The organism is Tardiphaga sp. 768_D3_N2_1 (assembly GCF_052076105.1).
GTDB lineage: Bacteria > Pseudomonadota > Alphaproteobacteria > Rhizobiales > Xanthobacteraceae > Tardiphaga.
In genome coordinates this window covers 5,745,133-5,771,491 of sequence record NZ_CP197245.1, presented here as the reverse complement: position 1 = coordinate 5,771,491, position 26,359 = coordinate 5,745,133, and the positions used below count along the sequence as shown (strand labels likewise).

Below are 26,359 nucleotides of genomic sequence, written 5' to 3'. Positions count from 1 at the left end.
CCATGTACCGCGCCATAACACGACAGATCGAAGTCACCGTCGAACCGAATTTCATGCCCGAACGCTCGTCGCAGGAGAAGCGCGAGTTCTTCTGGTCCTATACGGTCGTCATTACCAATGCCGGCAAAGAGACCGTGCAGCTGAAGACCCGCCACTGGATCATCACCGATGCGTCCGGCCGCATGCAGGAAGTACGCGGCGAAGGCGTCGTCGGCGAGCAGCCCGTGCTCGGCCCCGGCGAACGCTTCGAATACACGTCGGGCGTGCCGCTGCCGACAACGTCCGGCTTCATGGAAGGCACCTATCAGATGGTGACCGATACCGGCGAGCCGTTCGAGATCGACGTGCCGCTGTTTTCGCTCGACGGACCGGACAGCAAGCGCGTGCTGAATTAGGAGCTGGTTCTTCTCCCTCTCCCGGGCGGTGTAGCGCGCAGTGGGGAGGGGATCACCAGCTTCTCCCCACGTCATGGCCGGATGGTGCGACGCTCGTCATGGCCGGGCAGCGCGAAGCGAGCTTCGCTAGATGTCCCGGCCATCCACGTCTTCCTTCGTGTGTGGCCAAGACGTGGATACCCGGCATTCGCCGGGCATGACGGCGTCTGGTTTGAGCGTGCGCGCGTCACGTCTTTCACGGATTCAACTGTCAAACAGCCACCGCGCTCCAGACATGCGTCATCGCCCCCATTGTTAGCGGCGCGGGGGCGCCGTCGTCTGTCGCATTCCCACCCCCTTGTGAGAGGGCGTGCGGAACGCCGGGTGCCCGTTGCACCCTTGGGCCTGATGCGATGCGGTCTTCCGCAATTCAGAGTGCATCAGGACTTTCGGAGGCGCCGAGCAAGTGCCCGACGTTCCGCCTGCGGTGTTTTTTCGACTTGCTTGCACTTTGCCTCAGCGAACGATCCGATCACCAAATTAAAGTCCCAAGGCGATGGGAAGGGAGCCTCAAGCACTTGGGCCGGACGCATTTCGATTTGGTCGTCCGTCACACTGTCCAGGGGTCTTTCCATCTCAAGGTCGGCCGTGTCCTTGCCAGTGGCAGTGCTGGCGCAGATCCGTCCTGCCCGAAGACAGACGTCACCCGTGAACCGCGTAACGCCGCATCTCCGGCGTCCACCGCATCCCACCCCGCGAACGTGACGATCGCGATCGCCCCTCTCGGTGGGGCAGGACGATGGGGAATATAGTCCATGAAGGGTTATTGTCAACGGGAGATAGGAAAAAATGTTTGACCCAAATCTCTCCGCTGTCGTCCCCGCGCAGGCGGGGACCCATAACCACGGTCAGCGCTTCTGAAACGACAGAGCTATCACTATAGCGCTCTCACCAGTTCTCCAGCGTGTATGGGTCCCCGCCTGCGCGGGGACGACGTGGAGAGGTCAGCGCGGTCCCCACTGTCATTCCGGGGCGGCTGCGCGCCTTCGCGCAGACGAACCCGGAATCTCAGCATGGGAGTCTCTAGTCAGCGCAAAACACTTCGAGATTCCGGGTTCGCACTTCAGCGGCTTCGCCGCTTTCGTGCGCCCCGGAATGACGAGCCAAGACGCGCGCCCCGGAATGACGGTGGGGCATGACGAGCCAGGCGAGCGCCCTATTCCACGCCCGCTTCCTGCGGCGTGAACTCATAGACCGACGAACAGAACTCGCAGGTCACGACGACCTTGTCGTCCTTGACCATGTCGGCGCGGTCCTGCGGCTCGAAGCTCTTGAGCATACCGGACACGGCATCGCGCGAGCAGGAGCATTCCGCGCGCAACGGCGAGGGCGCAAAGACGCGAACACCGCGCTCGTGGAACAGTCGATACAGCAGCCGCTCGCCGGACAGATCCGGATCGATCAGCTCCACATCCTCGACCGTCCCGATCAGCGACTGGCCTTCAACCCAGGCATCATCTTCCGGCACGGCATTGGTGCTCACGCCATCCGGCACGTCGCCAGCATGGAGATCGCGCTGTACGCGTTCCGGCGCCTTCGGCAGGAACTGGAGCAGCATGCCGCCGGCGCGCCAGCGATGTGTCGGGCCGCCTTCCTCACCGCTGCGCCATTCCTCACCCACGGCGAGGCGCACCTTGGTCGGAATCTGTTCGGAACGCAGGAAGTACTCATGCGCGGCATCTTCCAGGGTACCTCCGTCGAGCGCGACCATGCCCTGATAACGGCTCATATCCGGCCCCTGATCGACGGTCATCGCCAGATGGCCCTTGCCGAGCAGGGCCGCGGTATCCAGACCGGGCACAAGGCGCTCGACATCGAAGCGCGCATAGGCCCGCATTTTATCGGGCGCGCGGAAATCGACGATCATCAGCGACACCGGACCGTCGGTCTGGGTTTGCAGGATGAAACGGCCGTCGAATTTCAGTGCCGAGCCGAGCAGCGTGGTCAGCACGATGGCCTCACCGAGCAGCTTGGCCACCGGCGCGGGATAATCATGTTTGGCGAGCAGTTCATCGAGCGCCGGGCCAAGTCGCGTCAGCCGCCCGCGCAGATCGAGCGGCGCAACCTCGAAGGGCAGCACCGCGTCATCGACCGGAACGGAGGACGGCGCGCGAATGGGGGCGTCGGGCTGGAGATTTGGATTTGATGGGGTCATGGCGCTCTATTTGGGGGCTGAGGGCCGCAAGTGAAAGGGGCGAATGGAACCGGGAAATATTGGCTCGTCATGGCCGGGCTTGTCCCGGCCATCCACGTCTTTGTTTGAAGCCAAGACGTGGATGCCCGGCACAAGGCCGGGCATGACGGAGATTTTAGAAACTGTAGCCGCAGAAAGACCTCACGCCACAGCGTTGAGGCACCAGGCCAGAATGCCCTTCTGCGCATGCAGACGGTTTTCGGCCTCGTCGAACACCACCGACTGCGGACCGTCGATCACCTCGTCGGTAACTTCCTCGCCGCGATGCGCCGGCAAGCAGTGCATGAACAGTGCGTCCGGCTTCGCCAGCGACATCAGGCGCGCATTGACCTGATAGGGCTTCAGCAGGTTATGGCGGGTCTCGCCGTCCTTGTCGCCCATCGACACCCAGGTGTCGGTGACGACGCAGTCGACGCCCTTCACCATCGCATCGGGATCGTTGCTGAAGGTGATCGGCGCGTTGGCCGCCTTGACCCAGTCCTTGAACGGCTTCTTCGGCGACAGCTGCGGCGGCGTTGCGATATTGAGCTTGAACTGGAAGCGCTCGGCCGCATGGGCCCAGGACATCAGCACATTGTTGTCGTCGCCGGTCCAGGCCACGGTGCGGCCCTTGATCGGCCCGCGATGTTCCTCATAGGTCATGACATCCGCCATCACCTGGCAGGGATGCGAGAAGCGCGTCAGGCCATTGATGACTGGCACGGTCGCATTTTCCGCCAGCTCCACCAGCGAGTCATGATTGAGGATGCGGATCATGATGATGTCGACGAAGCGCGACAGCACGCGCGCGGTGTCGGCAATGGTCTCGCCGCGACCGAGCTGCATTTCGGCGCCGGTGAGCATCACGACTTCGCCGCCGAGCTGGCGCATGCCGACCTCGAACGACACGCGGGTGCGCGTCGACGGCTTTTCGAAGATCATCGCCAGCGTCTTGTTCTTGAGCGGACGATCGGGCTCGGCATTGGAGCCGTCCTTGCCCTTCAGCTTCGCCTTCATGGCGGCAGCCGCGTTCATGATGTTGCGCAACTCACTGGCCGGCACGGCCGTGAGATCGAGGAAGTGCCGCGGTGACGTGCTCATCACGCGGCTCCCTGCGTCTTTGCCGATGAGCCCAAGGCCACGCAGGCCTGTTCCAGCCGCTGCACGGCCTGCTCGATCTCGGACTCGCTGACGATCAGCGGCGGCAGGAAGCGCACGACGTTGTCGCCCGCGCCAACCGTCAGCAGCTTCGCGTCACGCAATGCGGCCACGAGATCGCCCGCCGGCACGACGGCCTTGAGGCCGATCAGAAGACCTTCGCCGCGCACTTCGCTGAGCACGTCCGGATGGCTATCGACCACGCCCGCGAGTTTCTGTTTCAGCAGCAGGGACATCTTCTTCACGTGATCGAAGAAGCCGGGCTTCAGCATGATATCGAGCACGGAATTCGCAGCAGCGACCGCCAGCGGATTGCCGCCGAAGGTCGACCCATGCGAGCCGGGCGCCATGCCTTCGGCTGCAGCGGCCGTGACGAGGCACGCGCCGATCGGGAAGCCGCCGCCGAGCGCCTTGGCCAGCGACATCACATCCGGCGTCACGCCGATGCGCTGATAGGCAAACAGTTCGCCGGTGCGGCCCATGCCGGTCTGCACTTCGTCGAAAATCAAAAGGATGCCGTTCTCGTCGCAGATCTCGCGCAGCGCACGGAAGAATGCGTTGGCCGGCGCGCGTACGCCGCCCTCGCCCTGCAGCGGCTCAATGAGAATGCCGGCAGTGTTCGGGCCAACCGCCTTCTTTACGGCTTCGATATCGCCGAGCGGCAACTGGTCGAAGCCATCGAGCGGCTTGCCATAGCCTTCGAGATATTTCGCGGCACCCGTCGCGGCGAGCGTGCCGAGGGTCCGGCCATGGAACGCGCCTTCAAAGGTGATGATGCGCGTGCGCTCGGGATGGCCCTTGGAGAAATGATAGTGCCTGACGACCTTGATCGCGCATTCCATCGCTTCCGCGCCCGAATTGGCGAAGAACACGAAGTCGGCAAAGCTCTGTTCGCACAGCCGCGCGGCGAGGCGCTCACCGTCCGGGCTCTTGAACAGGTTCGACATGTGCCAGAGCTTGGTGGCCTGCTCCTGCAGCGCGGCGACCATATGCGGATGCGCATGACCGAGAGCGTTCACGGCAACGCCGCTGGTAAAATCGAGATAGCGCTCGCCATCGGTTCCAATCAGCCACGCGCCTTCACCGCGCTCGAAAGCGACATCCGCACGCGCGAAAACAGGCAGCAAGTGAGCCTGAGAGAGGGGCGAAGACGTTGCGTTGCTGGTCATAACCGTTCCGATCGAAAAGACTGCGGCCGCGTCGATGACAATTGTGCGAAATCGAACAACGGACCCTAGAAACGAAACGTGCCGCCCTTCTCGGGCGGCACGTGGGCATTATTCTATGTGTGCTGTGAAGACTGTCAACCGCGCACTGCGGCTTTCGAGTCACACGGAGTCGCAGAAAAAGCCGATTTTGCAGCTTTATTTGCAGAAGCATGTGGACGCGGCATGCCCGACTCTTGCGTGCGAGTCACGGCATATTGTAGCTTTTGCCTTGTCGGATACGACATCTCGTGCGGCGGTAGATCCTTTTGACACATCCAGTGCGGCGTAACAGCCGGACGCGAAATTCGCGCCCGGTGAGCGCTAAGGGATTCTGACCGCAGGGATTTTTGAAGTCTCAACTCGCAGCGCCGCCTGGTCAGGCCGGCGTTCACGAAGGGAAAACTGCGATGACGGTAATGACATGGACCGACGATCGCGTCGAACAGTTGAAGAAACTCTGGGAAGGCGGCCTCTCCGCCAGCCAGATCGCTGCGGAACTCGGCAACGTGACCCGCAACGCCGTGATCGGCAAGGTGCACCGTCTCGGCCTGTCCGGCCGCGCCAAGAGCCCCTCTTCGGCAGCTCCGCGGCAGCGCAAGGCGCGCCCGGCGCAGCAGATGGTACGCGTCGCCCGCCCGATGGCCCGCGGCAACACCGCGCTGGCCCATAATTACGAGGTCGAGGCCGAGCCCGATCCGATCGCCTATGACAATGTGGTGCCGATCAGCCAGCGCCTGTCGCTGGTCGAACTCAGCGACGCCACCTGCCACTGGCCAATCGGCGATCCGTCGAGCGCAGACTTCTACTTCTGCGGCGGCAAGGCCCTGACCGGCGCCCCTTATTGCGCGCATCACTCGCGCATCGCCTATCAGCCGGCAAGCGACCGCCGCCGCGCAGTACCGAAGCCGGCACGCTGAGCTGGAAGATATCTAAAGCAAATGAAAATGCCCGGTGATGAGCCGGGCATTTTTCGTTGGGGGCAGCAAGTGTGACCGAGAGACGCCTGAACCAAACTCAATGTCGTCCCCGCCTAGCACGCCGAAGGCGTGCGCGGGGCGGGGACCCATAACCACCGACTAAGTGGTTGGGGCGAGTATTCGCAGGCGTCCTGGATAGAGCCGAGAAGACGGAGGCTATGGGTCCCCGCCTTCGCGGGGACGACACAGCGTGTGTTGTTACTCCGCCGCCTTGTCGAAGCGGTCGTCCAGCGCGTAGCCGGCACCACGCACGGTGCGGATCGGATCCGGCTCGCCGGCGGGATTGAGCAGCTTGCGCAGGCGGCCGATATGCACGTCGACGGTGCGCTCGTCGATATAGATGTCGCGGCCCCAGACGCTGTCGAGCAACTGTTCGCGGCTGAACACGCGGCCCGGATGTTCCAGGAAGAACTCCAGCAGGCGATATTCGGTCGGACCGAGATCGATCGGGCGGCTTGAGCGCACGACGCGGCGCTTGTCACGGTCGAGTTCGATATCGCCAAACGCCAAGACGGTGGCGAGACGCTCGGGAGCTGCACGACGCAGCAGACCCTTCACGCGCGCCAGCAGCTCCGGCACCGAGAACGGCTTGACGATATAGTCGTCGGCGCCGGTGGCGAGACCGCGAACGCGTTCGCTCTCTTCGCCGCGCGCCGTCAGCATGATGATCGGCAGTGCCTTGGTTTCAGGCCGTGCGCGCAAACGGCGGCACAGTTCGATGCCGGACAGGCCCGGCAGCATCCAGTCGAGCACCACGAGATCCGGCACCCGCTCCTTCAAGCGGGTGTCGGCATCGTCGCCGCGAGCGACGGTTTCAACATCATAGCCTTCAGCGTCGAGGTTGTAGCGAAGAAGCGTCGTGAGGGCTTCCTCGTCCTCCACCACCAGAATGCGTGCATTCACAGCCATATGGTCAATATCCTCAGTGACGTCCGATAAGCCTTAAATCATGATCCTTGCGGGAAACCGGCTTCCGCTTTCCCGCATCATGCTTCAGGCCGTCGGCGTATTCGCGAATGTGGTCATGTCGCCCTTCGGGCGCTTGTCGAGGATCTGCTGGCCCTCGATCATGTAGAACACGGTTTCCGCAATGTTGGTGGCGTGGTCGCCGATCCGCTCGATGTTCTTGGCGCAGAACATCAGGTGGATACAGAACGAGATGTTACGCGGGTCTTCCATCATATAGGTGAGGAGTTCGCGGAACAGCGAGGTGCAGATCGCGTCGATTTCCTCGTCGCCCTTCCACACCGTCATGGCGGCGGGCAGATCGTGCGCGGCATAGGCGTCAAGCACGGCCTTGACCTGGGTGGTCACGAGGTCGGTCATGTGTTCGAGGCCGCGGATCAGCTTCAGCGGATGGAAGTCGCTGTCCAGTGCATTGACGCGCTTGCCGATGTTCTTGGAGAGATCGCCGATGCGCTCCAGATCGGTGGCGACGCGCAGCGCGCCGACGATCTCGCGCAGGTCGACAGCCATCGGCTGGCGCTTGGCGATGGTCAGCACGGCACGCTCTTCGATCGTGCGCTGCAACTGGTCGATCTCGGCGTCGGTGGCGACGACGCGCGCACCGAGCGCGACGTCTCGGCGGATCAACGCATCGACGGATTCGACGATCTGCCGTTCTGCGAGGCCACCCATCTCGGCGACGAGACGGGTCAGCTCCTGCAGATCGTCGTCGAAAGCCTTGGTGGTGTGTTCAAAAGCCATATCTAAATCCTCCCGCGAATATCGCGTCAGCCGAAGCGGCCGGTGATGTAATCCTGGGTGCGGCGATCGGTCGGCGACGTGAAGATCTTGTTGGTCTGATCGAACTCGATCAGCTCGCCGAGATACATGAAGGCCGTGGTGTCGGAGACGCGGGCCGCCTGCTGCATGTTATGGGTCACGATCGCGATCGTGTACTGATCCTTGAGCTCGTCGATCAGTTCCTCGATCTTCGCGGTCGAGATCGGATCCAGCGCCGAGCACGGCTCGTCGAACAGGATCACCTCCGGCCGCACCGCGATGGTGCGTGCGATGCACAGACGCTGCTGCTGACCGCCCGACAGGCTGAGGCCCGACGCGTTGAGCTTGTCCTTGACTTCGTTCCAGAGCGCACCGCCGCGCAGTGCCTTTTCGACGCGGCCATCCATCTCCGACTTGGAGATCTTCTCATAGAGACGGATACCGAAGGCGATGTTTTCGTAAATCGTCATCGGGAACGGGGTCGGCTTCTGGAACACCATGCCGACACGGGCGCGCAGCAGGTTGAGGTCCAGCTTCGGATCCAGAATGTTCTGGTTGTCGAGCATAAGCTGACCCTCGGCGCGCTGGCCGGGATACAGGTCATACATGCGGTTGAAGATGCGCAGCAGCGTGGACTTGCCGCAGCCCGACGGGCCGATGAACGCCGTCACGCGGTTCGCCATCAGCGTCAGGTTGATCTTCTTCAGGGCGTGATGTTCGCCGTAATAGAAGTTCAGATCGCGCACGGTGACCTTGGGCCGGGTCTCGCCCTGCAGGACCGACGGCGGCGGCATCGAGACGGAAGAAACGCCAGACGACACAGAAAGCTCACTCATTTTGCTGTCCTCTCGGCGCCGAGAATGCGTGCGCCAATGTTAAGGGCAAGTACGGTCAAGGTGATGATCAGGGCACCGCTCCAGGCGAGCTGTTTCCAGTACTCGTAGGGGCTCTGCACGAAGTTGTTGATGGTCACCGGCAGGTTGGCCATCGTCTTGGTGAGGTCGAGGCTGAAGAACTGGTTGCTCAGTGCGGTGAACAGCAGCGGCGCCGTTTCACCGGCGACACGCGCGGTCGCCAGCAGCACACCGGTGATGAGACCGGCGCGGGCTGCACGATAGGCGATCCGCTTGATGACCAGGGAGCGCGGCAGGCCGAGCGCCGAGGCCGCTTCACGCAGCGGGTTCGGCACGAGGCCGAGCATGTCTTCAGTGGTACGAACCACGACGGGGATCACGATCACGGCGAGCGCAAGCGAACCGGCGAGAGCCGAGAAGCCGCCCATCGGAACCACCACCGCACCATAAACGAACAGGCCGATGATGATGGACGGGGCCGACAGCAACACGTCGTTGATGAAGCGGATCACCGAGGTGAGTTTGTCGTGCTTGCCGTATTCCGCGAGATAGGTGCCAGCAAACAGGCCGAGCGGCGCACCGATGCCGACGCCGATGATGGTCATGATGACCGAACCGACGATGGCATTGAGCAGACCGCCCTCCTGCGAACCGGGCGGCGGCGTGTTCTGGGTAAAGATCTGCAGGCTGATGCCGGCGAGCCCGTTGTAGAACAGGGTGAACAGGATCAGCGCGAGCCAGGTGACGCCAAAGAGAGCGGCACCCATGCAGAGCCCACGGACGATCTTGTCATTGCGACGGCGTGAAGCGTAAATCGGGTTCATGTTAGTTGCCCGCCTTCTTTTCCAGACGCAGCAGCATCAGGCGCGCTGCCGAGAGCACCACGAAGGTAAGCACGAACAGCAGCAGGCCGAGCAGGATCAGACCCGACTGATGCAACCCGTCGCTCTCCGCGAATTCGGAGGCGATCGCCGCCGAGATCGTGGTACCCGGACCGAACAGAGATCCGGTAATGCGGAACGAGTTGCCGATGATGAAGGTCACCGCCATCGTTTCACCGAGCGCACGGCCGAGCGCCAGCATGACGCCACCGATCACACCGACGCGGGTGTAGGGGATGACGACATTGCGGACGACTTCCCAGGTGGTGCAGCCGACGCCGTAAGCGGCTTCCTTGAGCACCGGCGGCACCGTCTTGAACACGTCGACCGAGATCGAGGTGATGAAGGGGAGCACCATGATGGCGAGGATGAGCGAGGCGTTGAACAGCGAGAGATAGGACGGCGGACCGGCGAAGATGGTGCCGAGCACCGGCACGCCTTCGAACATGTTGATCAGGAACGGCTGGAAGTGATTGGCCAGGAACGGGCCGAGCACGAAGAAGCCCCACATGCCGTAGATGATCGAGGGAATACCCGCGAGAAGCTCAACGGCCATGCCGATCGGGCGGCGCAGCCACTGCGGGCACAGTTCGGTGAGGAACACCGCGATGCCGATGCCAACCGGAATGGCGATAGCCATCGCGATCACCGAGGTGATCAGCGTGCCGTAGATCGGGCCGAGCGCGCCCAGCACCGGCGGATCGGCCGACGGCGCCCAACGCTGCGTGGTCAGGAAGGAGAAACCGAATTCCTTGAGCGCCGGCCATGCGCCGACGATGAGCGACAGAATGATGCCGCCGAGAATAAACAGAACGGACAGTGCCGAGATGCGGGTGATCCAGTAAAACGCCTGGTCCCCGGTCTTGAAGGCATTCAGAGCCTTCGCACGATCATAAGGTCCGGCAGCGTCCATCGAAGAGCTCTGTACGGCCATGTCTGCCACGCCAGTCCCCTGTAATTGTTACAATACCCCAAAACGCGTTGCCCTGGATGGGCTTGTCAGGGCGCGAAGTCAGAAGAGAAGAAGAAAGAAACTCAGCCCTGCAGTGCAGCGAACGGAGGAGAGATGCCCCTCTCCTCCGCCCACACGCCAGATTAGCTCTTGATGTCAGCCGACCAGGTCTTTTCGATCAGCTTGACGACCGAGTCCGGCATCGGGATGTAGTCGAGCTCTTCAGCAGCCTTGTCACCCTTTTCGAACGACCACTTGAAGAACTTCAGCGCTTCAGCCGACGCCGCCTTGTCGGTCGGGGTCTTGTGCATGAGGATGAAGGTCGCCGCAGTGATCGGCCAGGACGCGTCGCCCGGCTGGTCGGTGAGGATCACGTAGTAGCCGGGAGCCTTTGCCCAGTCGGCATTGGCAGCAGCAGCCTGGAAGGCAGCGACGGTCGGCTGCACGGTCTTGCCAGCCTTGTTGACGAGACCAGCATAGGTCAGCTTGTTCTGCTTGGCGTAAGCATATTCAACATAACCGATTGCGTTCTTGGTCTGACCGACGTTGCCAGCAACGCCTTCATTGCCCTTGGCGCCGACGCCAACCGGCCACTCGACAGCCGTACCGGTACCGACCTTGGTCTTCCAGTCAGCCGAAGCCTTCGACAGATAGTCGGTGAAGTTGAAGGTGGTGCCCGAACCGTCCGAACGACGAACGACGGTGATGGCGGCCGACGGCAGCTTCAGCTTCGGGTTCAGCTTGGCGATGGCAGCGTCGTCCCACTTGGTGACCTTGCCGAGATAGATGTCGCCGAGCACTTCGCCGGAGAGGATCAGTTCGCCCGAAGCAATGCCTTCGAGATTCACGACGGGAACGATGGCGCCCATCACCATCGGCCACTGAACCAGACCGTCCTTATCGAGCTGCTCAGCCTTGAGCGGCGCATCGGTGGCGCCGAAGGTCACGGTCTTCGCCTGGATCTGCTTGATGCCAGCGCCCGAACCGATCGACTGATAGTTCAGACCGTTGCCAGTCTCTTTCTTGTAGGCGTCGGCCCACTTCGAATAGACGGGGAACGGGAAGGTCGCGCCGGCACCGGTGATGTCGGCGGCAAATGCCGAGGTCGAGGCGGCAACGAGGCCGGCAGCGACGATCGCTTTGAGGAATTTCATGGGATGTCTCCAATCTCGTGAGCGACCGCGCCGGATGCGCCAGTCGTGCTCACGCCGCCCGTTTAGGGGTGGTCGATTGTGCTTTTATGATAGTTCCATGACACTTGGATGACGACAACAAGCATCTGTAAATGCTTTGTTTTTCAGCTTCTACAGATAATTTTACCGTGCAAATGACACCGAAAATGCCCTTCCATAAGCGTCATGGCAGGCCGTCAAAATCGGCCGTCACAGGGGTTAACAATATGTTTCAGAAGGTAGAATCCGGCCTCGCGAACATGTGCGCCTATGACGCCTGCGGGCACGATCCTGAGGTTGATCGGACGCAATGCCGCACCCAGCCGCCAGGCTTTTTTTGATGGCCTGAGCGAAGCGCAGCCATGCGAGACCGCCCGGGGGCGGTCGTGACGGGGGAAGGCAGAACGATGGGAGTTTGAGGCGTCAGGACGCCGCAGAGGCGGGAGGCGCCGGCGGGGTCTTCACTTGCGGAAAGGCGGCGGTAAAGGTCGCGCCGTTCTTGGGCACGCTTTCGATCAGCAGCCGACCGCGATGCCGGTTCAGGATGTGCTTCACCAGTGAGAGGCCGAGGCCCGTACCGCCCTGCGCGCGGCTGTCGCCGACATCGACCCGGTAGAAACGTTCGGTCAGGCGCGGCAGATGCTCGGGGGCGATGCCCGGGCCATAGTCCCGCACGGCGACGCGGATTTCCGGTACACCCTCCGCAGTCGCCTCGGTGGTCAACGAGACGTCCACCTTGCCGCCCGAGGCGCCGTATTTCAGCGCGTTCTCGATCAGGTTCTCGAACAGCCTGAGCAATTCCTCACGATCGCCGGCGACGGACACCGGGGTCGCCGGAAGGGCCATCTCGATCTTGACGTTGCGCTCATTGGCCAGCGGCTCCAGTCCGTCGCCGACCTGACGGATAATCGGGAGAATATCCACCAGCGTATCCGGCCGCACATGCGCCGACAGTTCGACGCGCGACAGCGACAAGAGATCGTCGATCAGCCTTGCCATGCGGGTCGCCTGCGCATGCATGATGCCGAGAAAACGCTCACGCGCCTTGGGGTCGTCCTTGGCCGGTCCCTGCAGCGTGTCGATGAAGCCGGACAGTGCCGCCAACGGCGTACGCAGCTCGTGGCTGGCATTGGCGACGAAATCGGCCCGCATTTCCTCGACACGGCGCAGCGGCGTCTGGTCGTGGAACGTCATGAGCATGCAGGTGTCGGTGCCGCCAAAGGCCGTCGGGACCGGCACCGGTGTGATCATCAATTCCATCCAGCGATCGACCGGAACGTGATCAAGATAGGTCGCGCGGCGCGGCTCGGTGGTGGCGATCGCCTCGCGCAAGGCGGTGATGATCTCCGGCGAACGCAGCGCGAATTGCGCCAGTTCGTTCTTGCGCAAAGCGGGCGCCAGTTGCGCCGCGGCGGGATTGAGATGGATGACGCGGCCGGCCCTATCGAGCAGCACGGCGGGATCGGGAATGCCGGCGATGATGGCGCGGACTGCAGGCGCCTCGACGGGGTTGGCGGCCAGAGCCTCATCGCGTGCCGTCACCGCGTCATGCAGGCGCCACGGCACCAGTGCCGCACCGGCGATACAAACGAACACGATGCCGGCGCGCAGCGGCGACAACTCGCCGAAGAACACCAAAGCAGCCAGCGCCAGACCGGCTGCCAGCAAAATGATCGCCGAATGCCGCAGCCGGTCCGGCCACGGCGAGAACATGGTCGATGGAGAAGCTTCAATGGCCATCTGAACCGGATCTCTTCCTGCTGCGCATGCGAACTCGTGTCAGGCGCCGGAGCGGCCATGTTCCTTCAGCGGGTGGCCGACACCCGGCTGGGCCTCGGCCGCGACCGCCTGCAGCTTTTTCGATCGCGAACCAATGATAAGCTCGCGAAGCGTCAGTAACATGACTGATATAAAGAATGGCGCGAGGTAATAAAGCACCCTGAACAGCAGCATGCCGGCGAGCAGCTTTTCCTGATCCATCATTTCGAGGCCGACCAGCATCGCGGCATCGAACACGCCGAGACCGCCCGGCGAATGGCTGGCGAAACCCAGCAAAGTCGCCGAGACGAACACCACCGCCACCACGACGAAACCGACGTCAGGCTCGGCAGGCACCAGCATGTACATCGCGAGCGCACAGAAACCGAGATCGATGATGCCAATGCTGATCTGGAGCAGGGTCAGCGGGCCACCCGGCAGCACCACCGACCATGGACCACGGCCAACGCTGCGCGGCTTCATCCAGACCCAGATCACATAGCCGACGAGGCCGGCGAGGATGACGTAAGCCAGAATGCGGTTCATCCAGGGCGGCACCTGGTTGATCGCGCTGGCCGCCTCCGGGTGATAGGCGATGCCCAGGCCGAGCACTGCGAGATTGCCGAGCCAGAAAGTAAGGCCGGCCAGAAACACGATCTTGGCGACATCGACCGCGCTGAGGTCCCAAGCCGAATAGATGCGATAGCGCACCGCGCCGCCGGTGAAGACGCTGGCGCCGACATTGTGGCCGATCGAATAGCTGGTGAAGGCCGCCAGCGCATTGATCCGGTAAGGCACGTCGCGGCGACCGATCGTGCGCACCGCAAACCAGTCGTAGAAGGTCAGCGTGAAATAGCCGGCGGCGACCGACAGCGCCGACAGCATGATCAGCCGCGGCTCGGTTTCCGTCATCGCCCGGAAGACGGCGGCGGCGTCGATGTTGCGCAGCTTGTGATACAGCATGTAGCAGGCGACGCCGATCACCGCGACGCTGATCAAGACACCGAGCTTGTGCAGGACTTGCTTCTCGCGCAGAAACGAAATCGCCCTGCGTATTGCTTCCAGCATCTCAACCTCGAATGCGATCCCCTGACCACGGAATCCGGACCAGGGAAGTCAGACTAGCCTCGGCGGAACCGCCACATCACGTTGTCTCCGGCACAACCGTCGTAGCGCGTTTTTCAGCAAAGTGGAATTCGCCGGCTGTGAATAAAAACAAGTCACATCAGTATATTAGGTCAGTCCTAACAAACCACCAGCCTCTCGGGCGCATTCGCTGCGGCAAAATGCCAACGTCCTGACGCGTCTCACGTCACAATGAGGCTTTCGTGACCTCATGCCGCCGATTTGGCGGCGAGACGTTGATAAAAAAGACGGCAGCGGCCTGCACCGCTGACCTCACCTCGCGCGGGCCTGCTGCCTGACCACCACAATGTCGCGCAGCCACGACCCGATGGCGCAGCCGACGAGATAGAAGCCGAACAATGCAAGGCCGAGATCGAGCCAGTAGCCGAAGCGGCCGGGCACGACTTTGGCAATCGCGATACCGACGATGACCACAGCGATCACCGACAGGCGCTGGATCCAGACCCGCGACACCGAATGCCCGCGATAGACCACGGCGATCCAGCCCATGCAGAAACCGATCAGGAACGCTCCGAGGAGCCAGCCCCAGTGAAACATCGCAAGATAGGTCATGGCGCTTGCCTCACGACGAATTCGATCCGGCGATTCTGCAACTTGCCTTCGTCGGTGTCATTGGTGGCGATCGGCTGGGTGCTGCCATAGCCGATCGTCGAGAAACGATCCGCAGGCAGGCCGGCCTTCACCAGATATTCCACGACGGCGAGCGCGCGCTTTTCCGAGAGCGACTGATTGAACGCCGCGTCGCCATCGCCATCAGTATGCCCGGCGATCTCGACCCGGACATTGGGACAGCGCATGGCGATTTCCACAAGGCGATCGAGCAAGCCCGCGGAATCCACATTGATGCTGGCGCTGGACGGTTCGAACCGGATGCGGCCCTTGGTCAGGTTCTGCGCGAAGAGCTGCTGGCAAACGCTGGCATCGACCGGTGCCGCCGCGGGCTTCACCGATACTTCGGCCTTGGCCTGCCAACCCTGCGGGAGCTCGCGCGCCAGGCTTGCGCGTATCTGGTCGGCGGCGACTTCGTAGAGTGCGTCGCCCGACAGCCTTACCTCGCGATCGGACACCACCAGCGTGCCGGTCGACAGCCGCGACAGCGCGCCCAGCGCCGTCGTTACCGCTGCGGCAAAACCGCCAGGCGCGCCGATGCTGGCCTTCAGGTTGTCGACGATCTTCTCATTGCCGAACTTGCGTCCGGCAGCCGACGCAAGTGCGGCATGGATGTTGTTGTCCGGGACATAGCCGCTCAACGTCAGCGTATTCGTCACCGGGTCCTTGTTGGCCTGGAACACATAGGGCGGCGCCTTGATGTCATTGGCCGCGACCGTGAAACCTTCCGGCAGGTTCTTCAGCGCTGCCGCGATGGCCTCGCGGCCGCCGAGATCACGCGCCATGCCGGAGAGGCTGACATTGGTATCCGAAATGACCGCCTTGCCTTCCTTCAGCTTGGCGACCTGATCAAGCAACAGCACGGCTGCGGCATCGAACCGCGGCGGCGCGCCGCGCTTCAGACCCATCCGGTCGGAGACCTCGGTTCCGCTGAGTGCGGCGCGGGCCGCTTCCACAATTCGCGCCCTGCTGGCCGGCAATGGCGCGGTCCCCCACAGCGTGACGCGGACATTGTCGCGCTCCGCGACCCAGACGAACGGCTTGGCCTCGGCGACGAGACGGGTTTCGTCATTGACCAGGCGCACGCCCGGCGTGGCCTCGACCGACGAGACCGCGCTGAGGCGGCCGTCTTCGGAAAATGCTTCGGCAGAAAACGATACGTCACGGCCGGCAACCGTGATCTGGCTCTTGTCCAGGATCGTGTTTTTCAGCGCCGCAGTGCTGCGCGCCGTTAAATCCGTCTCAAGCGGAATCGTGCTAACCCAGGCAGCAACCACCCAAAGAATGGCAAGCGGGATGAGCCCGGGCCACCATTTGGCACTCCACCTGTAAAATCCGTGCATTCGACGTCCTGCGGGTCTGGAAACAGAGAGAAAACAAACCCTTGCGGGACTGTCAAATTGAAATCAAGGCAAACCTCTGGTGCTGCCGCGGGTATTCGAATAACGCTTTGTTCAATCGTTTCTGATCATTTCCGTGGGTAGCATCAATTGCTCGGTCATACGATGAAGCAGATTCGCAACACGATTATTCGTGCCGGCCTGGATGCGCTGTATTTCAGCGGCGCCCACCGCGTGTTGCGACCTTTCTTCGGCGGCGTGGGCACCATTTTCATGCTGCACCATGTGCGCCCGGCGCATGCCGGTCCGTTCCAGCCCAACCGCCACCTCGAGATCACGCCGGATTTCCTGCGCGCCACCCTCGCTTATCTGCGCGCGACCGACGTCGATATCGTAACGCCCGATGAAGTGCGGCGGCGGCTGACGGAACACGATGTATCGCGCCGTTTCGCCTGTTTCACCTGCGACGACGGCTATCGCGACAACCGCGACCATGCATTGCCCGCGATGCAGGATTTCGACGCGCCCTTCACGGTCTATGTGACCAGCGACTTCGCCTCCGGCACAGGCCGGCTGTGGTGGGTGGCGCTGGAGCGCGTCGTCGCCAGGGCCGATGCGATCGAGGCCCCGATCGACGGACAGATGATGCGCCTCGACACATCGACTCTCGCCGGCAAGGACATGGCGTTCGACCGCCTGCATGGCTGGCTGCGCGGATTGCCGGAAGAAGCGGACGTCCGCCGCGAGATCAGCGCGCTTTGCGCCGCGCATGGCGTCGACGAAGACGCGGTCAGCCGTGAGCTGTGCATGTCATGGGACGAACTCAAGCCTTTCGCCGCCGATCCGCTGGTCACGATCGGCGCGCATAGCGTCAGCCACTGCAATCTCGCCAAACAGACCGAAGCGATGGTCGTGCATGAGCTGTCAGCCAGCCGCACCGATATCGAGAACGTTCTGCAGCGCCCGGCCATACATCTCGCCTATCCCTATGGCGATCGCTGCGCCGCTGGGACACGGGAATTCGAACTGGCGAAAAACGCCGGCTTCCAGACGGCCGTGACGACGCGCCCCGGCGTGATCGCCTCGGCGAACTCCGCGCAGCTCACCGCGCTGCCGCGGGTCTCGCTGAATGGCAACTATCAGGACACCCGCTACCTGCCGGTGCTGACCTCCGGTGCCGCCACCGCTATGTGGAACGGCTTCCAGCGCGGCGTCGGATAGTCCACTCCATGCGCTGCAGGCGAACTGCAGCGCCGCGTCCCGCATCGGATCAGACCGGCTTTTGCGGCAGATCGGTATCCGGCGGGAAATAAACACCCGATATCGGATCGACCCAGCACAGATGCTCGTTGACGCGGGTGACGCCGGCCACATTTTCAGCAGCCACGACGATTGCCTGACGGACATTCTCGTCCGTGATGAAGCCGTCGATGTCCACGACGCCATCCTTCACCCGGACGCCGAGGCCGACGGGTGTCCATTCGTTATGCCTGAGCACAGCGACGATGCGGCGGCGGATCAACGCATCGCTCGACCCGATATCGGAGACATCGTGCATGACATCGGCGATCGCCTCGACGAAATTCTGCCGGCTGACGATACCCACGAGCTTGTCGCCCTGCACCACCGGCACGCGCTTGATGTGATACTTCTCCATGACTTCGACGATATCGGCCAGACCGGTCTCCTCGGTCACCGTGCGGACCTCGCGGGTCATGATCTCGTGCACCTTGCGGCCGGCTTCGCGGACATAATCGACGGCCTGCAGGCTGGGGCCACGCACGAATTCGAGCCAGCGCGGACGCCTGCGCTGCGTGCCGACCTCGTGCCGGCGCAGAAAGTCCCGCTCGGTCACAATGCCAACCAGCTTGCCGGCCGCATCCACCACAGGCAATCCGCTGACGTGGTAGTCGATCATCAGCCGCGCAGCCTCGCTGATCGACGCGTCTGGCGACACGGTGACGAGCTTGCGGGTCATAATTTGATGAGCTCTCACGACACTCTCCCATTGGGTTGAGGTCCGTTTGCTGAACGAACCAACGCAAGAAGCCTATGCCGGCCGCCGGTTCCGGCCTTGATATAGCTCAACTGCAGCAGCGCTTGTTGACTCGCCTTGCCCGCCGCCGCACACAATCGGCCCAACGACAAAACAAACGGGAGGCATCATGTTCACCAATCTGTTTTCGCTCGATGGCCGCATCGCATTGGTAACCGGCGGCTCGCGCGGCATCGGCAAGATGATCGCAGCGGGATTTCTTAGCCAGGGCGCGGCGAAGGTCTACATCACCGCGCGCAAGGCCGGGCCTTGCGAAGCAACTGCGAAAGAACTCTCCGCGCAGTATCCAGGCGAATGCATCGCGCTGCCGATCGACATCTCGACAATGAACGGCATCGAGATGCTGGCCGCCGAGATCAAGAAGCACGAATCCAGGCTCGACATTCTCGTCAACAATGCGGGCGCCGCCTGGGGCGCGGACTTCGATGAATTTCCAGAGAGCGGCTGGGACAAGGTGATGACGCTGAACGTCAAGACACCGTTCTTTCTGACCAAGGCGCTGGCCGGGCCGCTGCGCGCAGCAGCCAGCGCGGACAAGCCCGCCAAGGTCATCAATATCGCGTCCATCGACGGCATCTTCGTCAATCCGATGGAGACCTATTCCTATGCGGCGAGCAAATCCGGCCTGATCCACCTGACGCGGCGGATGGCCGTCAAACTGATCAAGGACCACGTCGTCGTCACGGCCATCGCGCCGGGCCCGTTCCAGTCGGACATGAACAAGGCTGCGCGCGACAATGCCGATCAAGTGGCGACCCGCGTGCCCGCCGGCCGGATCGGCACGGACGAGGACATGGCGGGTGCCGCGATCTATCTCGCCTCGCGTGCCGGCGACTATGTGGTCGGCGCCACCATCGCGGTGGACGGCGGCATCGTCTACGCCAATCCCGGCATCAAGGGCGATGGCTGGGACTGATAACGGACAACGATGGTCGCCCCGGATGGGGCATCAGCCCAATCCGGGCGACCGGCTGCCGTCATAATCAGCCGAGGTTATAAAATGAGCAATTAACGAATTCCGGTCTCGCCCGGGACCGATATGCTGCAAAGCTATTTTCAGACAAGATACTGAAATATCCCGAGATTATCTCCGAATAAGATTGCCATTTGTCATTGTACACAATGGCACGCGCCTTGCTTCGTTAACTCCTGAGAGGCCCATGGCTCCTGGGGAGAGACGGCAAATGGCGGACTCACCACACTCAGCAACGGTTATTGCCGAACCCGGCCCGATCACACTCGACTGGGCTGCGACGGCGCTCGTCATCATCGACATGCAGCGCGATTTCATGGAGCCCGGCGGCTTCGGCGAGACGCTGGGCAACGATGTCTCGCAACTCGCCCGCGCGGTCGAACCGATTGCAGCGGTCCTGAAAGCCGCGCGCGAAACCGGGATGATGGTGGTGCACACCCGCGAGGGGCACCTGCCCGATCTCTCCGACGCACCGCCCGCCAAGATCGAACGCGGCGCGCCGTCACTGCGGATCGGCGATCCCGGTCCGATGGGACGCATCCTCATTCGCGGCGAGGCTGGTCACGACATCATTCCCGCGCTCTATCCGGTCGAAGGCGAGATCGTCATCGACAAGCCCGGCAAGGGCGCATTCTACGCCACAACACTCGGCGCCGACCTTAAGGCGCGCGAGATCGACACGCTGCTGGTCTGCGGTGTCACCACGGAAGTCTGCGTCAACACCACCGTGCGCGAAGCCAATGACCGCGGCTATCGCTGCATCGTCATTTCCGACGGCTGCGCATCCTACTTTCCCGAATTCCACGAGATGGGCCTGAAGATGATCAAGGCCCAGGGCGGCATCTTCGGCTGGGTCGCGGACTCCGCCGCCATTCTCGATGCCATCACACGTTCTGAACATGCACCGGAGACTTCAAACAAACTCGTAGCAGGAGCATCACGATGAGCACGACCGCGGGGACGTTTTCTAAAGATTCTGCCGGCAACTCCGACTTCAAGCCCGCGCTGTGGACGCCGGGCGACTGGAATGCGTTTTTTGGCTTCGGTACCAATATTCTCGTCAACATGCTGGTGCTGACCGGCCTGCTGCGCTTCGTCCTGAAAATGCCGGACAATATCGTGTTCGGACGCATCCTGCCGGCGATGGGCCTGATGATGTGCCTGTCGACGATGTATTACGCTTGGCTCGCCTACAGGCTGGCGCAGAAGACCGGTCGCAGCGATGTCTGCGCGCTGCCCTCGGGCATCAGCGTGCCGCATATGTTCATCGTCACCTTCGTGATCATGCTCCCGATCTCGATCACCACGGGCGATCCCATCAAGGGCTGGGAAGCCGGCCTCGTCTGGGTGTTCTTCCAGAGCTTCATCCTGATGATCGGCGGCTTCATCGCGCCCTGGATCCGCAAGGTGACGCCGCGCGCCGCGCTCTTGGGCACGCTGGCAGGCGTCTCCATCGCCTTCATCGCGATGCGGCCGGCGCTGGAAATGTTCATGACGCCGGTGATCGGCCTCACGTGTTTTGCCATCATCCTGCTGAGCTGGTTCGGCGGCTATAAATATCCCAAGGGCATTCCGGCCGGCCTCGTCGCCATCGGCGTCGGCATGGTGATCGCATGGGGCTCCACGCTGCTCGGCTTCGGAGTCGGTGGCCTCAGCATCGCGGGTGTCAAAGCAGCCTTCACCAATTTCGGCTTCTCGGTGCCGATTCCCGCCTTCGACCACGTGTTCTCGGGCTTCCAGTTCCTCGGCATCATCCTGGTCACTGCCATTCCCTACGGCATCTACGATCTGGTCGAGGCCATGGACAATGTCGAGAGCGCGGAAGCTGCCGGCGACGAATATCCGACCACGCGCGTGCTGACCGCTGACGGCGTCGTCTCGCTGATCGGCTGCTTGATGGGCAACCCCTTCATCAACGCGGTCTATATCGGCCATCCCGGCTGGAAGGCGATGGGCGGCCGGATCGGCTATTCGGCAGCGACCGGCCTGATGGTGATCGTGCTGTCGTGGTTCGGCGTCATCTCGCTGATGCTGGCCATCGTTCCGCTGGTCGCGATCTCGCCGATCCTGCTCTATATCGGCATGCTGATCTGCGCGCAGGCGTTTGAGACGACGCCACGTGAACACGCGCCGGCCATCGCGCTTGCGCTGACGCCGCATCTCGCGGCCTGGGCCTCCGTACTGATATCGGGAGCGCTCGGCGCCGCCGGCATGAATTTCGGCGCGATCCATTCGCCGGAGTTCATCGCCAAAATGGGGCAGAACGGCGTACTGCTCCACGGCCTCGAAGTCATGGGCGGCGGCTCTATCCTGGTCGGCCTGGTGCTCGGCGCCATCGCGGTCTTCATCATCGAACGCAAATTCGTCAACGCATCGGCCTTCGCGCTGGCCGGCGCGGTGCTGACCTATTTCGGCTTCATGCATGGTGAGGCGATCGGGATCGGCGGCGGATTGGGGGTGACGCCCGGCGTCGCTCTCGCTTATGCTCTCGTTGCAGCCGGGCTCTTTGCCGCGGACAAGTTCGGCGCAACCAGCCTGTCTTCTGTCCCGCAATCGGAGCCGCCACTTGCCGTGCCTGCTGAATAACATCGTCTCGACCTGCGGGTGGCACACCCGTGCCATCCGCAGCAGGTTCGCATCGTGAGTGAGTCCGTTCCCGAGACTACCGTTCCCGAAACGATCGCCGCCATCGTTGCCGCGCATCGCGCCGGCACCGTCACGCCCGCACAGACAGTCGCACGCAGCTATCAGCGCATCCGCGAGCGCGGTGATACGGCCATCTTCATCACGCTCCGCGTTGAGGCCGAGGCGATCGCCGAAGCCGAGGCGCTCGCTGCGAAAGATCCTGCCACGCTGCCACTCTATGGCGTGCCGGTCGGCGTGAAGGACAATATCGACGTCGCCGGCCTGCCGACCACCGCGGCCTGTCCCGCTTTCACCTATAACGCAACGCGTGACGCCAGCGCCGTGGCGCGGCTGCGCGCGGCGGGCGCGATCATCATCGGCAAGACCAATCTCGACCAGTTCGCCACCGGCCTTGTCGGCGTGCGCTCGCCCTATGGCATTCCAAAGAACGCGATCCGTGACGATCTCGTGCCGGGCGGATCGAGCTCCGGTTCTGCCGTTGCCGTCTCCGCAGGCATCGTGCCGCTGACGCTCGGTACAGACACGGCGGGCTCCGGCCGCGTGCCGGCGATGCTCAACAATATCGTCGGCCTCAAGCCAAGCCTCGGCCTGATCCCGACGGCCGGCGTCGTGCCGGCCTGCCGCACGCTGGATTGCGTCTCGATCTTCACGCTCACGGTGGACGATGCTATCGCCGCGCTCGATGTGATGGGCGGTTATGACGCGCATGATCCCTATTCACGCAAGCGGGTGCCGGGTTCGGTCACGGAATTTCCGAAAGGACTGAAGCTCGGCGTGCCGCGCAATGGCCAGCTGATCTTCTTCGGCGACAAGGCCTCGGAGAAAGCCTATGGGGACGCGCTGAAGCGTTGGACCGCGCTCGGCGCAACGCTGGTCGAGTTCGACCTTGAACCGTTCTATGAGACGGCGCGGCTGCTTTACGATGGACCCTGGGTCGCCGAGCGTCTGCTGGTGATCCGTGATCTGCTGGCGTCTGCACCGGATGCGATCCATCCCGTCACGCGCGAGATCACCATCGCCGGTGCACGCCAGAGCGCGACCGATACATTTGCGGCCCTGTACAAGTTGCAGGATCTCAAACGCGTCGCCGAGCAGGCATTCACTGTTATCGACGCGCTGGTGCTGCCGACCGCGCCGACCGCCTATACGACGGCGCAGGTACTCGCCAATCCCATCGAGCTCAATTCGCGGCTCGGCACCTATACCAACTTCGTCAACCTGCTCGATCTCTGCGGTCTCGCTGTCCCTGCAGCGATGCGCGCCGATGGCATCCCGTTCGGCATCACCTTGCTGGCGCCGGGCGGCGACGACGCCTTGCTCGCCAGCATCGGCCGGGTGTTTCACGCCGATACCAAGCTCCCGGTCGGCGCCAGGGCGCTGCCGCAACCGGCACTCGCGCCGCTTTCCACCGAGGTCGCCCCCGGCGAAATCGCGATCGCCGTTGTCGGCGCGCATCTTTCCGGCATGGCGCTGAATGGCGAATTACAGGCGCTCGACGCTCGACTGCTGAAAGCCACGACCACCGCGCCGGACTACAAGTTCTATGCGCTGAATGGCACCACGCCGCCGAAGCCGGGCCTGCTGCGCGTCGCCGATGGTACAGGCGCCAAAATCGCGTTGGAAATCTGGGCCCTGTCGGCAGCAAATTTCGGCAAATTCGTCGCGTCGCTGCCGGAACCGATGTCGATCGGCACGCTGCGGCTGGCGGATGGATCGAGCGTGAAGGGCTTCCTGGTGGAAGCCAAGGCGACGGAAGATGCGCGCGATATTACGTCGTTCGGCGGATGGCGGGCGTATATGGCTGAGAAGAAGTAGCACACCGACGGCGCGCTCCCTCGCCCCCTAGCGAAGCTACGCTTCGCACGGCTTGCGGGGAGAGGGCTGGGGTGAGGGGCTCTTACTTCACTTACTGACGCGTACGCGGCAGCTCCCCCTCACCCGAAATCCGCTACGCGAATTTCGACCTCTCCCCGCAAGCGGGGAGAGGTAAGAAAACTTACGCCGCCCGGATATTCCCCATGAACCGGTCCAGTTCGGCACGCAGGCGCGCGCTTTCGCTCGACAGGGTCTGTGCTGAATTCAGCACCTGAGCCGATGCGGCGCCAGTTTCGGTCGCACCGCGATTGACGTCGATGATATCGCCGGCAACCTGCTGCGTGCCATGCGCCACGCGCTGGACGTTCTGCGCGATCTCGCGTGTGGCAGCGCCCTGCTGTTCGACGGCGCTGGCGATCTCCGAGGCAATGCCCGAAATTTCGCCGATGGTGCTGCCGATCTGCTTGATCGCCGACACCGACTCCTGCGTCGCACTCTGCATGCCGGCGATCTGGGTCGAGATTTCCTCGGTCGCCTTTGCGGTTTGGCTGGCCAGCGACTTCACTTCGGACGCCACAACCGCGAAGCCGCGACCGGCATCGCCGGCACGCGCAGCCTCGATGGTCGCATTCAGCGCCAGAAGGTTGGTCTGTTCGGCAATCGCCGTGATGAGATCGACGACGTCGCCAATGCGCTGTGCGGCGCGCGACAATTCGCCGATGCGGGCGTCGGTCTGCTGCGCCTGCACGACGGCGCTGTCGGCGATCTTGCTGGAGGTCTGGACCTGGCGGCCGATTTCATTGACCGACAGCGAGAGCTCCTCGGTCGCGGTCGCCACCGACTGCATGTTCGAGGAGGCCTGATCCGATGCACCGGCGACGCGGCTCGACAATCCTTCGGTGGTCTCAGCGGTGCGCGTCAGCGTGCCTGCTGCGGTTTCCAGCTGGCCGGCTGATGCCGACACGTTCGAGACGATCGCGCCCACGGCGGCCTCGAAATCGTCGGCAAAGCGGATGAGTTCGGCACGGCGCGCAGCACCAGCCTCGCGGCTTTGCTCTTCCTGCATCGCGGCATCCCGCTCGGCCTTCGCGATGGCCTGTACCTTGAACTCTTCCACGGCGGACGCCATGTCGCCGAGTTCGTCACGGCGGCCAAGACCCGGCAGCACGACCTCGAAATCGCCGGCCGCAAGCTTGCGCATCGCGGCGCACATCGCAATCATCGGACCGGCAATGCTGCGGCCCAGCAGCAGCGCAAGGATAGCACCGACGATGAAGCCACCAACGCCCAGCGCCATGACCTGGCGCTCGGTATCCTGGATCGTGGTGTCGGATTCGGTTTCAAGACGCTGCTGATCAGCCAGCAAATCGCTTTTCATCGCCGTCGACAGCTTGGTGATCGCTCCCGCCGTTTCCGACATCTCCTGAACGAGACCGTCGACCTTCTTGGTATTCTCGACGAACTTGACGAAAGCTTCGGCGTAGAGCTTCGTCTCCGCGACGATCTCCTTCACCTTGTTGTTGATCTTGTCGTCATTGGCATAGATCGTCGCGAACGAGTTCTGCAGGAACTTGATGCGGGCCGTCGCGGCATTCGAGGTCTTGTCCTCGGCCTTGCCGATATAGGTGTTCACGAGCGAGGTCGCGGTGATGAACTGGGTGGTGATTTCCTTGACCTGATCCTGCACGGAGGCAAGGCCAGCCATGGTCGCGGTGTCGCCGAGATCATCGATCTTGTTACGCAGCATCAGGCTGGTGCGCGACAACTGGCTCGACGCGATGGTGTCGTTCTGCCCCTTCACAGTCAGGATGTCGGCGAAGACCTTGGTGAAGGTCGTGAATTCGCGGGACAATTTGGTGATCTTGTCGAGCCGCGCGGAGTCCTTGGTCACCTTCATCGACTGATCGATGGCGTCCTTCAGACTGGCTTCCGCAGCCTTCGCTGCCTTGGCGTCCGCTTCATTGCTGGTGAGGACGTAATAGCGCGTCAGCGCCTGATAGGAGGTCAGTTCGCGGTCGATATTGCGGGCCAGACCGGACTCCGCAACGCTGGTGCGATACGACACCACGCCGGCCGAGATGCGCTCGAAGCCGATATAAGCGAGCACCATGCTGAGCGCGGAGATCGCGAGCACAGCGGCAAAGCCCAGCGTCACCTTGGCGCGAAATCTGAGGGCAGGAAACTTAAAAGAAGCCGGCTTCTTCCGGACAAGCGTCGTCGTTGCCACCTGGGGCCCCCGTTCATCACTGCCAACATTCGGGTCATCGCGCGCAAGCGCGCGCAAAGCCGATGCTCAAACCTACGGCACATTGGCTAAGGACGAGTAAACGGATACCGGAACTTCTGGAGGTTGCGCGGCAGGCGAACGGGGGGGGGGGGGGGGGCTGGATTGTCATCGCCCGGCTTGACCGGGCGACCCAGTAAACGGTGCCGCTGGTGGCAACAACTCAGACCGCCGGTTACTGGATCGCCCGCTTTCGCG

22 protein-coding genes are annotated in these 26,359 nt (G+C 62.7%); 7 read left to right on the top strand and 15 right to left on the bottom strand.

Features of this window, described 5'->3' with window-relative positions:
• Positions 1 to 2: 2 nt before the first annotated feature.
• Positions 3 to 395 carry a Co2+/Mg2+ efflux protein ApaG gene (gene apaG / locus AB8A27_RS27105; protein WP_441244544.1) on the top strand — a complete coding sequence of 131 codons (393 nt, stop codon included), beginning with the start codon at positions 3 to 5 and terminating at the stop codon, positions 393 to 395.
• A gap of 1,195 nt (positions 396 to 1,590) precedes the next feature.
• Here apaG and AB8A27_RS27100 read toward each other — a convergent pair.
• From AB8A27_RS27100 to AB8A27_RS27090, 3 genes are all read right to left on the bottom strand, one after another.
• The gene (locus AB8A27_RS27100; RefSeq protein ID WP_441244543.1) at positions 1,591 to 2,589 is read right to left on the bottom strand and encodes an Hsp33 family molecular chaperone; all 999 of its coding nucleotides are present in this window, start codon (positions 2,587 to 2,589) and stop codon (positions 1,591 to 1,593) included.
• 180 nt (positions 2,590 to 2,769) lie between these two features.
• Positions 2,770 to 3,708: an ornithine carbamoyltransferase gene (gene argF / locus AB8A27_RS27095; RefSeq protein ID WP_441244542.1), complete on the bottom strand. Its 939-nt coding sequence runs from the start codon at positions 3,706 to 3,708 to the stop codon at positions 2,770 to 2,772.
• Positions 3,708 to 4,934: an aspartate aminotransferase family protein gene (locus AB8A27_RS27090; RefSeq protein WP_441244541.1), complete on the bottom strand. Its 1,227-nt coding sequence runs from the start codon at positions 4,932 to 4,934 to the stop codon at positions 3,708 to 3,710. Before AB8A27_RS27090 ends, argF begins: the two co-directional genes overlap by 1 nt.
• A gap of 446 nt (positions 4,935 to 5,380) precedes the next feature.
• On the opposite strand from AB8A27_RS27090, the gene AB8A27_RS27085 reads away from it, so the two are divergent.
• Entirely contained in the window at positions 5,381 to 5,890 is a 510-nt protein-coding gene (locus AB8A27_RS27085; protein ID WP_441244540.1) for a GcrA family cell cycle regulator, read from the top strand.
• 258 nt (positions 5,891 to 6,148) lie between these two features.
• Here the strand turns inward: AB8A27_RS27085 and phoB are convergent, their stop codons facing one another.
• The 10 genes from phoB to AB8A27_RS27035 form a co-directional block, all read right to left on the bottom strand.
• A complete protein-coding gene (gene phoB / locus AB8A27_RS27080; RefSeq protein WP_068737970.1) occupies positions 6,149 to 6,853 on the bottom strand; it encodes a phosphate regulon transcriptional regulator PhoB in 705 nt (234 codons plus the stop codon).
• A 90-nt stretch (positions 6,854 to 6,943) separates the two neighbouring features.
• The gene (gene phoU / locus AB8A27_RS27075) at positions 6,944 to 7,657 is read right to left on the bottom strand and encodes a phosphate signaling complex protein PhoU (RefSeq protein WP_092140309.1); all 714 of its coding nucleotides are present in this window, start codon (positions 7,655 to 7,657) and stop codon (positions 6,944 to 6,946) included.
• Positions 7,658 to 7,683: 26 nt separating this feature from the next.
• Positions 7,684 to 8,511, bottom strand: a complete 828-nt coding sequence (gene pstB, locus AB8A27_RS27070; RefSeq protein WP_441244539.1) for a phosphate ABC transporter ATP-binding protein PstB — start codon at positions 8,509 to 8,511, stop codon at positions 7,684 to 7,686.
• Positions 8,508 to 9,353 (bottom strand): phosphate ABC transporter permease PstA, encoded by an 846-nt coding sequence (gene pstA, locus AB8A27_RS27065; protein WP_092140311.1) that lies wholly within the window; start codon positions 9,351 to 9,353, stop codon positions 8,508 to 8,510. The genes pstB and pstA overlap by 4 nt, the downstream gene beginning before the upstream one ends.
• A gap of 1 nt (position 9,354) precedes the next feature.
• On the bottom strand, positions 9,355 to 10,353 hold the full coding sequence (gene pstC, locus AB8A27_RS27060) for a phosphate ABC transporter permease subunit PstC (RefSeq protein ID WP_441244538.1): 999 nt from the start codon (positions 10,351 to 10,353) through the stop codon (positions 9,355 to 9,357).
• A 152-nt stretch (positions 10,354 to 10,505) separates the two neighbouring features.
• Complete coding sequence (gene pstS, locus AB8A27_RS27055; RefSeq protein WP_441244537.1) at positions 10,506 to 11,516, bottom strand: phosphate ABC transporter substrate-binding protein PstS; 1,011 nt, start codon at positions 11,514 to 11,516, stop codon at positions 10,506 to 10,508.
• Between the two features lie 441 nt (positions 11,517 to 11,957).
• Positions 11,958 to 13,274 carry an ATP-binding protein gene (locus tag AB8A27_RS27050; protein WP_441244536.1) on the bottom strand — a complete coding sequence of 439 codons (1,317 nt, stop codon included), beginning with the start codon at positions 13,272 to 13,274 and terminating at the stop codon, positions 11,958 to 11,960.
• 39 nt (positions 13,275 to 13,313) lie between these two features.
• Complete coding sequence (locus tag AB8A27_RS27045) at positions 13,314 to 14,360, bottom strand: lysylphosphatidylglycerol synthase domain-containing protein (RefSeq protein WP_441244535.1); 1,047 nt, start codon at positions 14,358 to 14,360, stop codon at positions 13,314 to 13,316.
• A 330-nt stretch (positions 14,361 to 14,690) separates the two neighbouring features.
• The gene (locus tag AB8A27_RS27040) at positions 14,691 to 14,990 is read right to left on the bottom strand and encodes a hypothetical protein (protein ID WP_441244534.1); all 300 of its coding nucleotides are present in this window, start codon (positions 14,988 to 14,990) and stop codon (positions 14,691 to 14,693) included.
• The gene (locus tag AB8A27_RS27035; RefSeq protein WP_441244533.1) at positions 14,987 to 16,390 is read right to left on the bottom strand and encodes an OmpA family protein; all 1,404 of its coding nucleotides are present in this window, start codon (positions 16,388 to 16,390) and stop codon (positions 14,987 to 14,989) included. The genes AB8A27_RS27040 and AB8A27_RS27035 overlap by 4 nt, the downstream gene beginning before the upstream one ends.
• Positions 16,391 to 16,552: 162 nt before the next feature.
• Between AB8A27_RS27035 and AB8A27_RS27030 the strand changes: the two genes are divergently transcribed.
• Positions 16,553 to 17,608 carry a polysaccharide deacetylase family protein gene (locus tag AB8A27_RS27030; protein WP_441244532.1) on the top strand — a complete coding sequence of 352 codons (1,056 nt, stop codon included), beginning with the start codon at positions 16,553 to 16,555 and terminating at the stop codon, positions 17,606 to 17,608.
• A gap of 49 nt (positions 17,609 to 17,657) precedes the next feature.
• On the opposite strand, the gene AB8A27_RS27025 is transcribed toward AB8A27_RS27030, so the two are convergent.
• Positions 17,658 to 18,383, bottom strand: a complete 726-nt coding sequence (locus tag AB8A27_RS27025) for a CBS domain-containing protein (protein WP_441244531.1) — start codon at positions 18,381 to 18,383, stop codon at positions 17,658 to 17,660.
• A 169-nt stretch (positions 18,384 to 18,552) separates the two neighbouring features.
• Here AB8A27_RS27025 and AB8A27_RS27020 point away from each other — a divergent pair, with 169 nt between their 5' ends.
• The 4 genes from AB8A27_RS27020 to atzF all read left to right on the top strand — a co-directional run bounded on the left by AB8A27_RS27020 (position 18,553) and on the right by atzF (position 23,877).
• On the top strand, positions 18,553 to 19,359 hold the full coding sequence (locus tag AB8A27_RS27020) for an SDR family oxidoreductase (protein ID WP_441244530.1): 807 nt from the start codon (positions 18,553 to 18,555) through the stop codon (positions 19,357 to 19,359).
• A gap of 268 nt (positions 19,360 to 19,627) precedes the next feature.
• Entirely contained in the window at positions 19,628 to 20,362 is a 735-nt protein-coding gene (locus AB8A27_RS27015) for a cysteine hydrolase family protein (RefSeq protein ID WP_441244529.1), read from the top strand.
• On the top strand, positions 20,359 to 22,002 hold the full coding sequence (locus tag AB8A27_RS27010) for a regulator (protein ID WP_441244528.1): 1,644 nt from the start codon (positions 20,359 to 20,361) through the stop codon (positions 22,000 to 22,002). Before AB8A27_RS27015 ends, AB8A27_RS27010 begins: the two co-directional genes overlap by 4 nt.
• A 54-nt stretch (positions 22,003 to 22,056) precedes the next feature.
• Positions 22,057 to 23,877, top strand: coding sequence for an allophanate hydrolase (gene atzF / locus AB8A27_RS27005; RefSeq protein ID WP_441244527.1), 1,821 nt, complete (start codon positions 22,057 to 22,059; stop codon positions 23,875 to 23,877).
• Positions 23,878 to 24,058: 181 nt separating this feature from the next.
• Here atzF and AB8A27_RS27000 read toward each other — a convergent pair whose 3' ends face one another.
• Entirely contained in the window at positions 24,059 to 26,104 is a 2,046-nt protein-coding gene (locus AB8A27_RS27000; RefSeq protein ID WP_441244526.1) for a methyl-accepting chemotaxis protein, read from the bottom strand.
• Between the last annotated feature and the right edge of the window lie 255 nt (positions 26,105 to 26,359).

Bases quoted from the DNA above. Each gene is read 5' to 3' on its own strand.
- apaG (WP_441244544.1), top strand. From the start codon at position 3: ATGTACCGCGCCATAACACGACAGATCGAAGTCACCGTCGAACCGAAT.
- AB8A27_RS27100 (WP_441244543.1), bottom strand. From the start codon at position 2,589: ATGACCCCATCAAATCCAAATCTCCAGCCCGACGCCCCCATTCGCGCG.
- argF (WP_441244542.1), bottom strand. From the start codon at position 3,708: ATGAGCACGTCACCGCGGCACTTCCTCGATCTCACGGCCGTGCCGGCC.
- AB8A27_RS27090 (WP_441244541.1), bottom strand. From the start codon at position 4,934: ATGACCAGCAACGCAACGTCTTCGCCCCTCTCTCAGGCTCACTTGCTG.
- AB8A27_RS27085 (WP_441244540.1), top strand. From the start codon at position 5,381: ATGACGGTAATGACATGGACCGACGATCGCGTCGAACAGTTGAAGAAA.
- phoU (WP_092140309.1), bottom strand. From the start codon at position 7,657: ATGGCTTTTGAACACACCACCAAGGCTTTCGACGACGATCTGCAGGAG.
- pstB (WP_441244539.1), bottom strand. From the start codon at position 8,511: ATGAGTGAGCTTTCTGTGTCGTCTGGCGTTTCTTCCGTCTCGATGCCG.
- pstA (WP_092140311.1), bottom strand. From the start codon at position 9,353: ATGAACCCGATTTACGCTTCACGCCGTCGCAATGACAAGATCGTCCGT.
- pstS (WP_441244537.1), bottom strand. From the start codon at position 11,516: ATGAAATTCCTCAAAGCGATCGTCGCTGCCGGCCTCGTTGCCGCCTCG.
- AB8A27_RS27050 (WP_441244536.1), bottom strand. From the start codon at position 13,274: ATGGCCATTGAAGCTTCTCCATCGACCATGTTCTCGCCGTGGCCGGAC.
- AB8A27_RS27045 (WP_441244535.1), bottom strand. From the start codon at position 14,360: ATGCTGGAAGCAATACGCAGGGCGATTTCGTTTCTGCGCGAGAAGCAA.
- AB8A27_RS27040 (WP_441244534.1), bottom strand. From the start codon at position 14,990: ATGACCTATCTTGCGATGTTTCACTGGGGCTGGCTCCTCGGAGCGTTC.
- AB8A27_RS27035 (WP_441244533.1), bottom strand. From the start codon at position 16,390: ATGCACGGATTTTACAGGTGGAGTGCCAAATGGTGGCCCGGGCTCATC.
- AB8A27_RS27030 (WP_441244532.1), top strand. From the start codon at position 16,553: ATGAAGCAGATTCGCAACACGATTATTCGTGCCGGCCTGGATGCGCTG.
- AB8A27_RS27020 (WP_441244530.1), top strand. From the start codon at position 18,553: ATGTTCACCAATCTGTTTTCGCTCGATGGCCGCATCGCATTGGTAACC.
- AB8A27_RS27015 (WP_441244529.1), top strand. From the start codon at position 19,628: ATGGCGGACTCACCACACTCAGCAACGGTTATTGCCGAACCCGGCCCG.
- AB8A27_RS27010 (WP_441244528.1), top strand. From the start codon at position 20,359: ATGAGCACGACCGCGGGGACGTTTTCTAAAGATTCTGCCGGCAACTCC.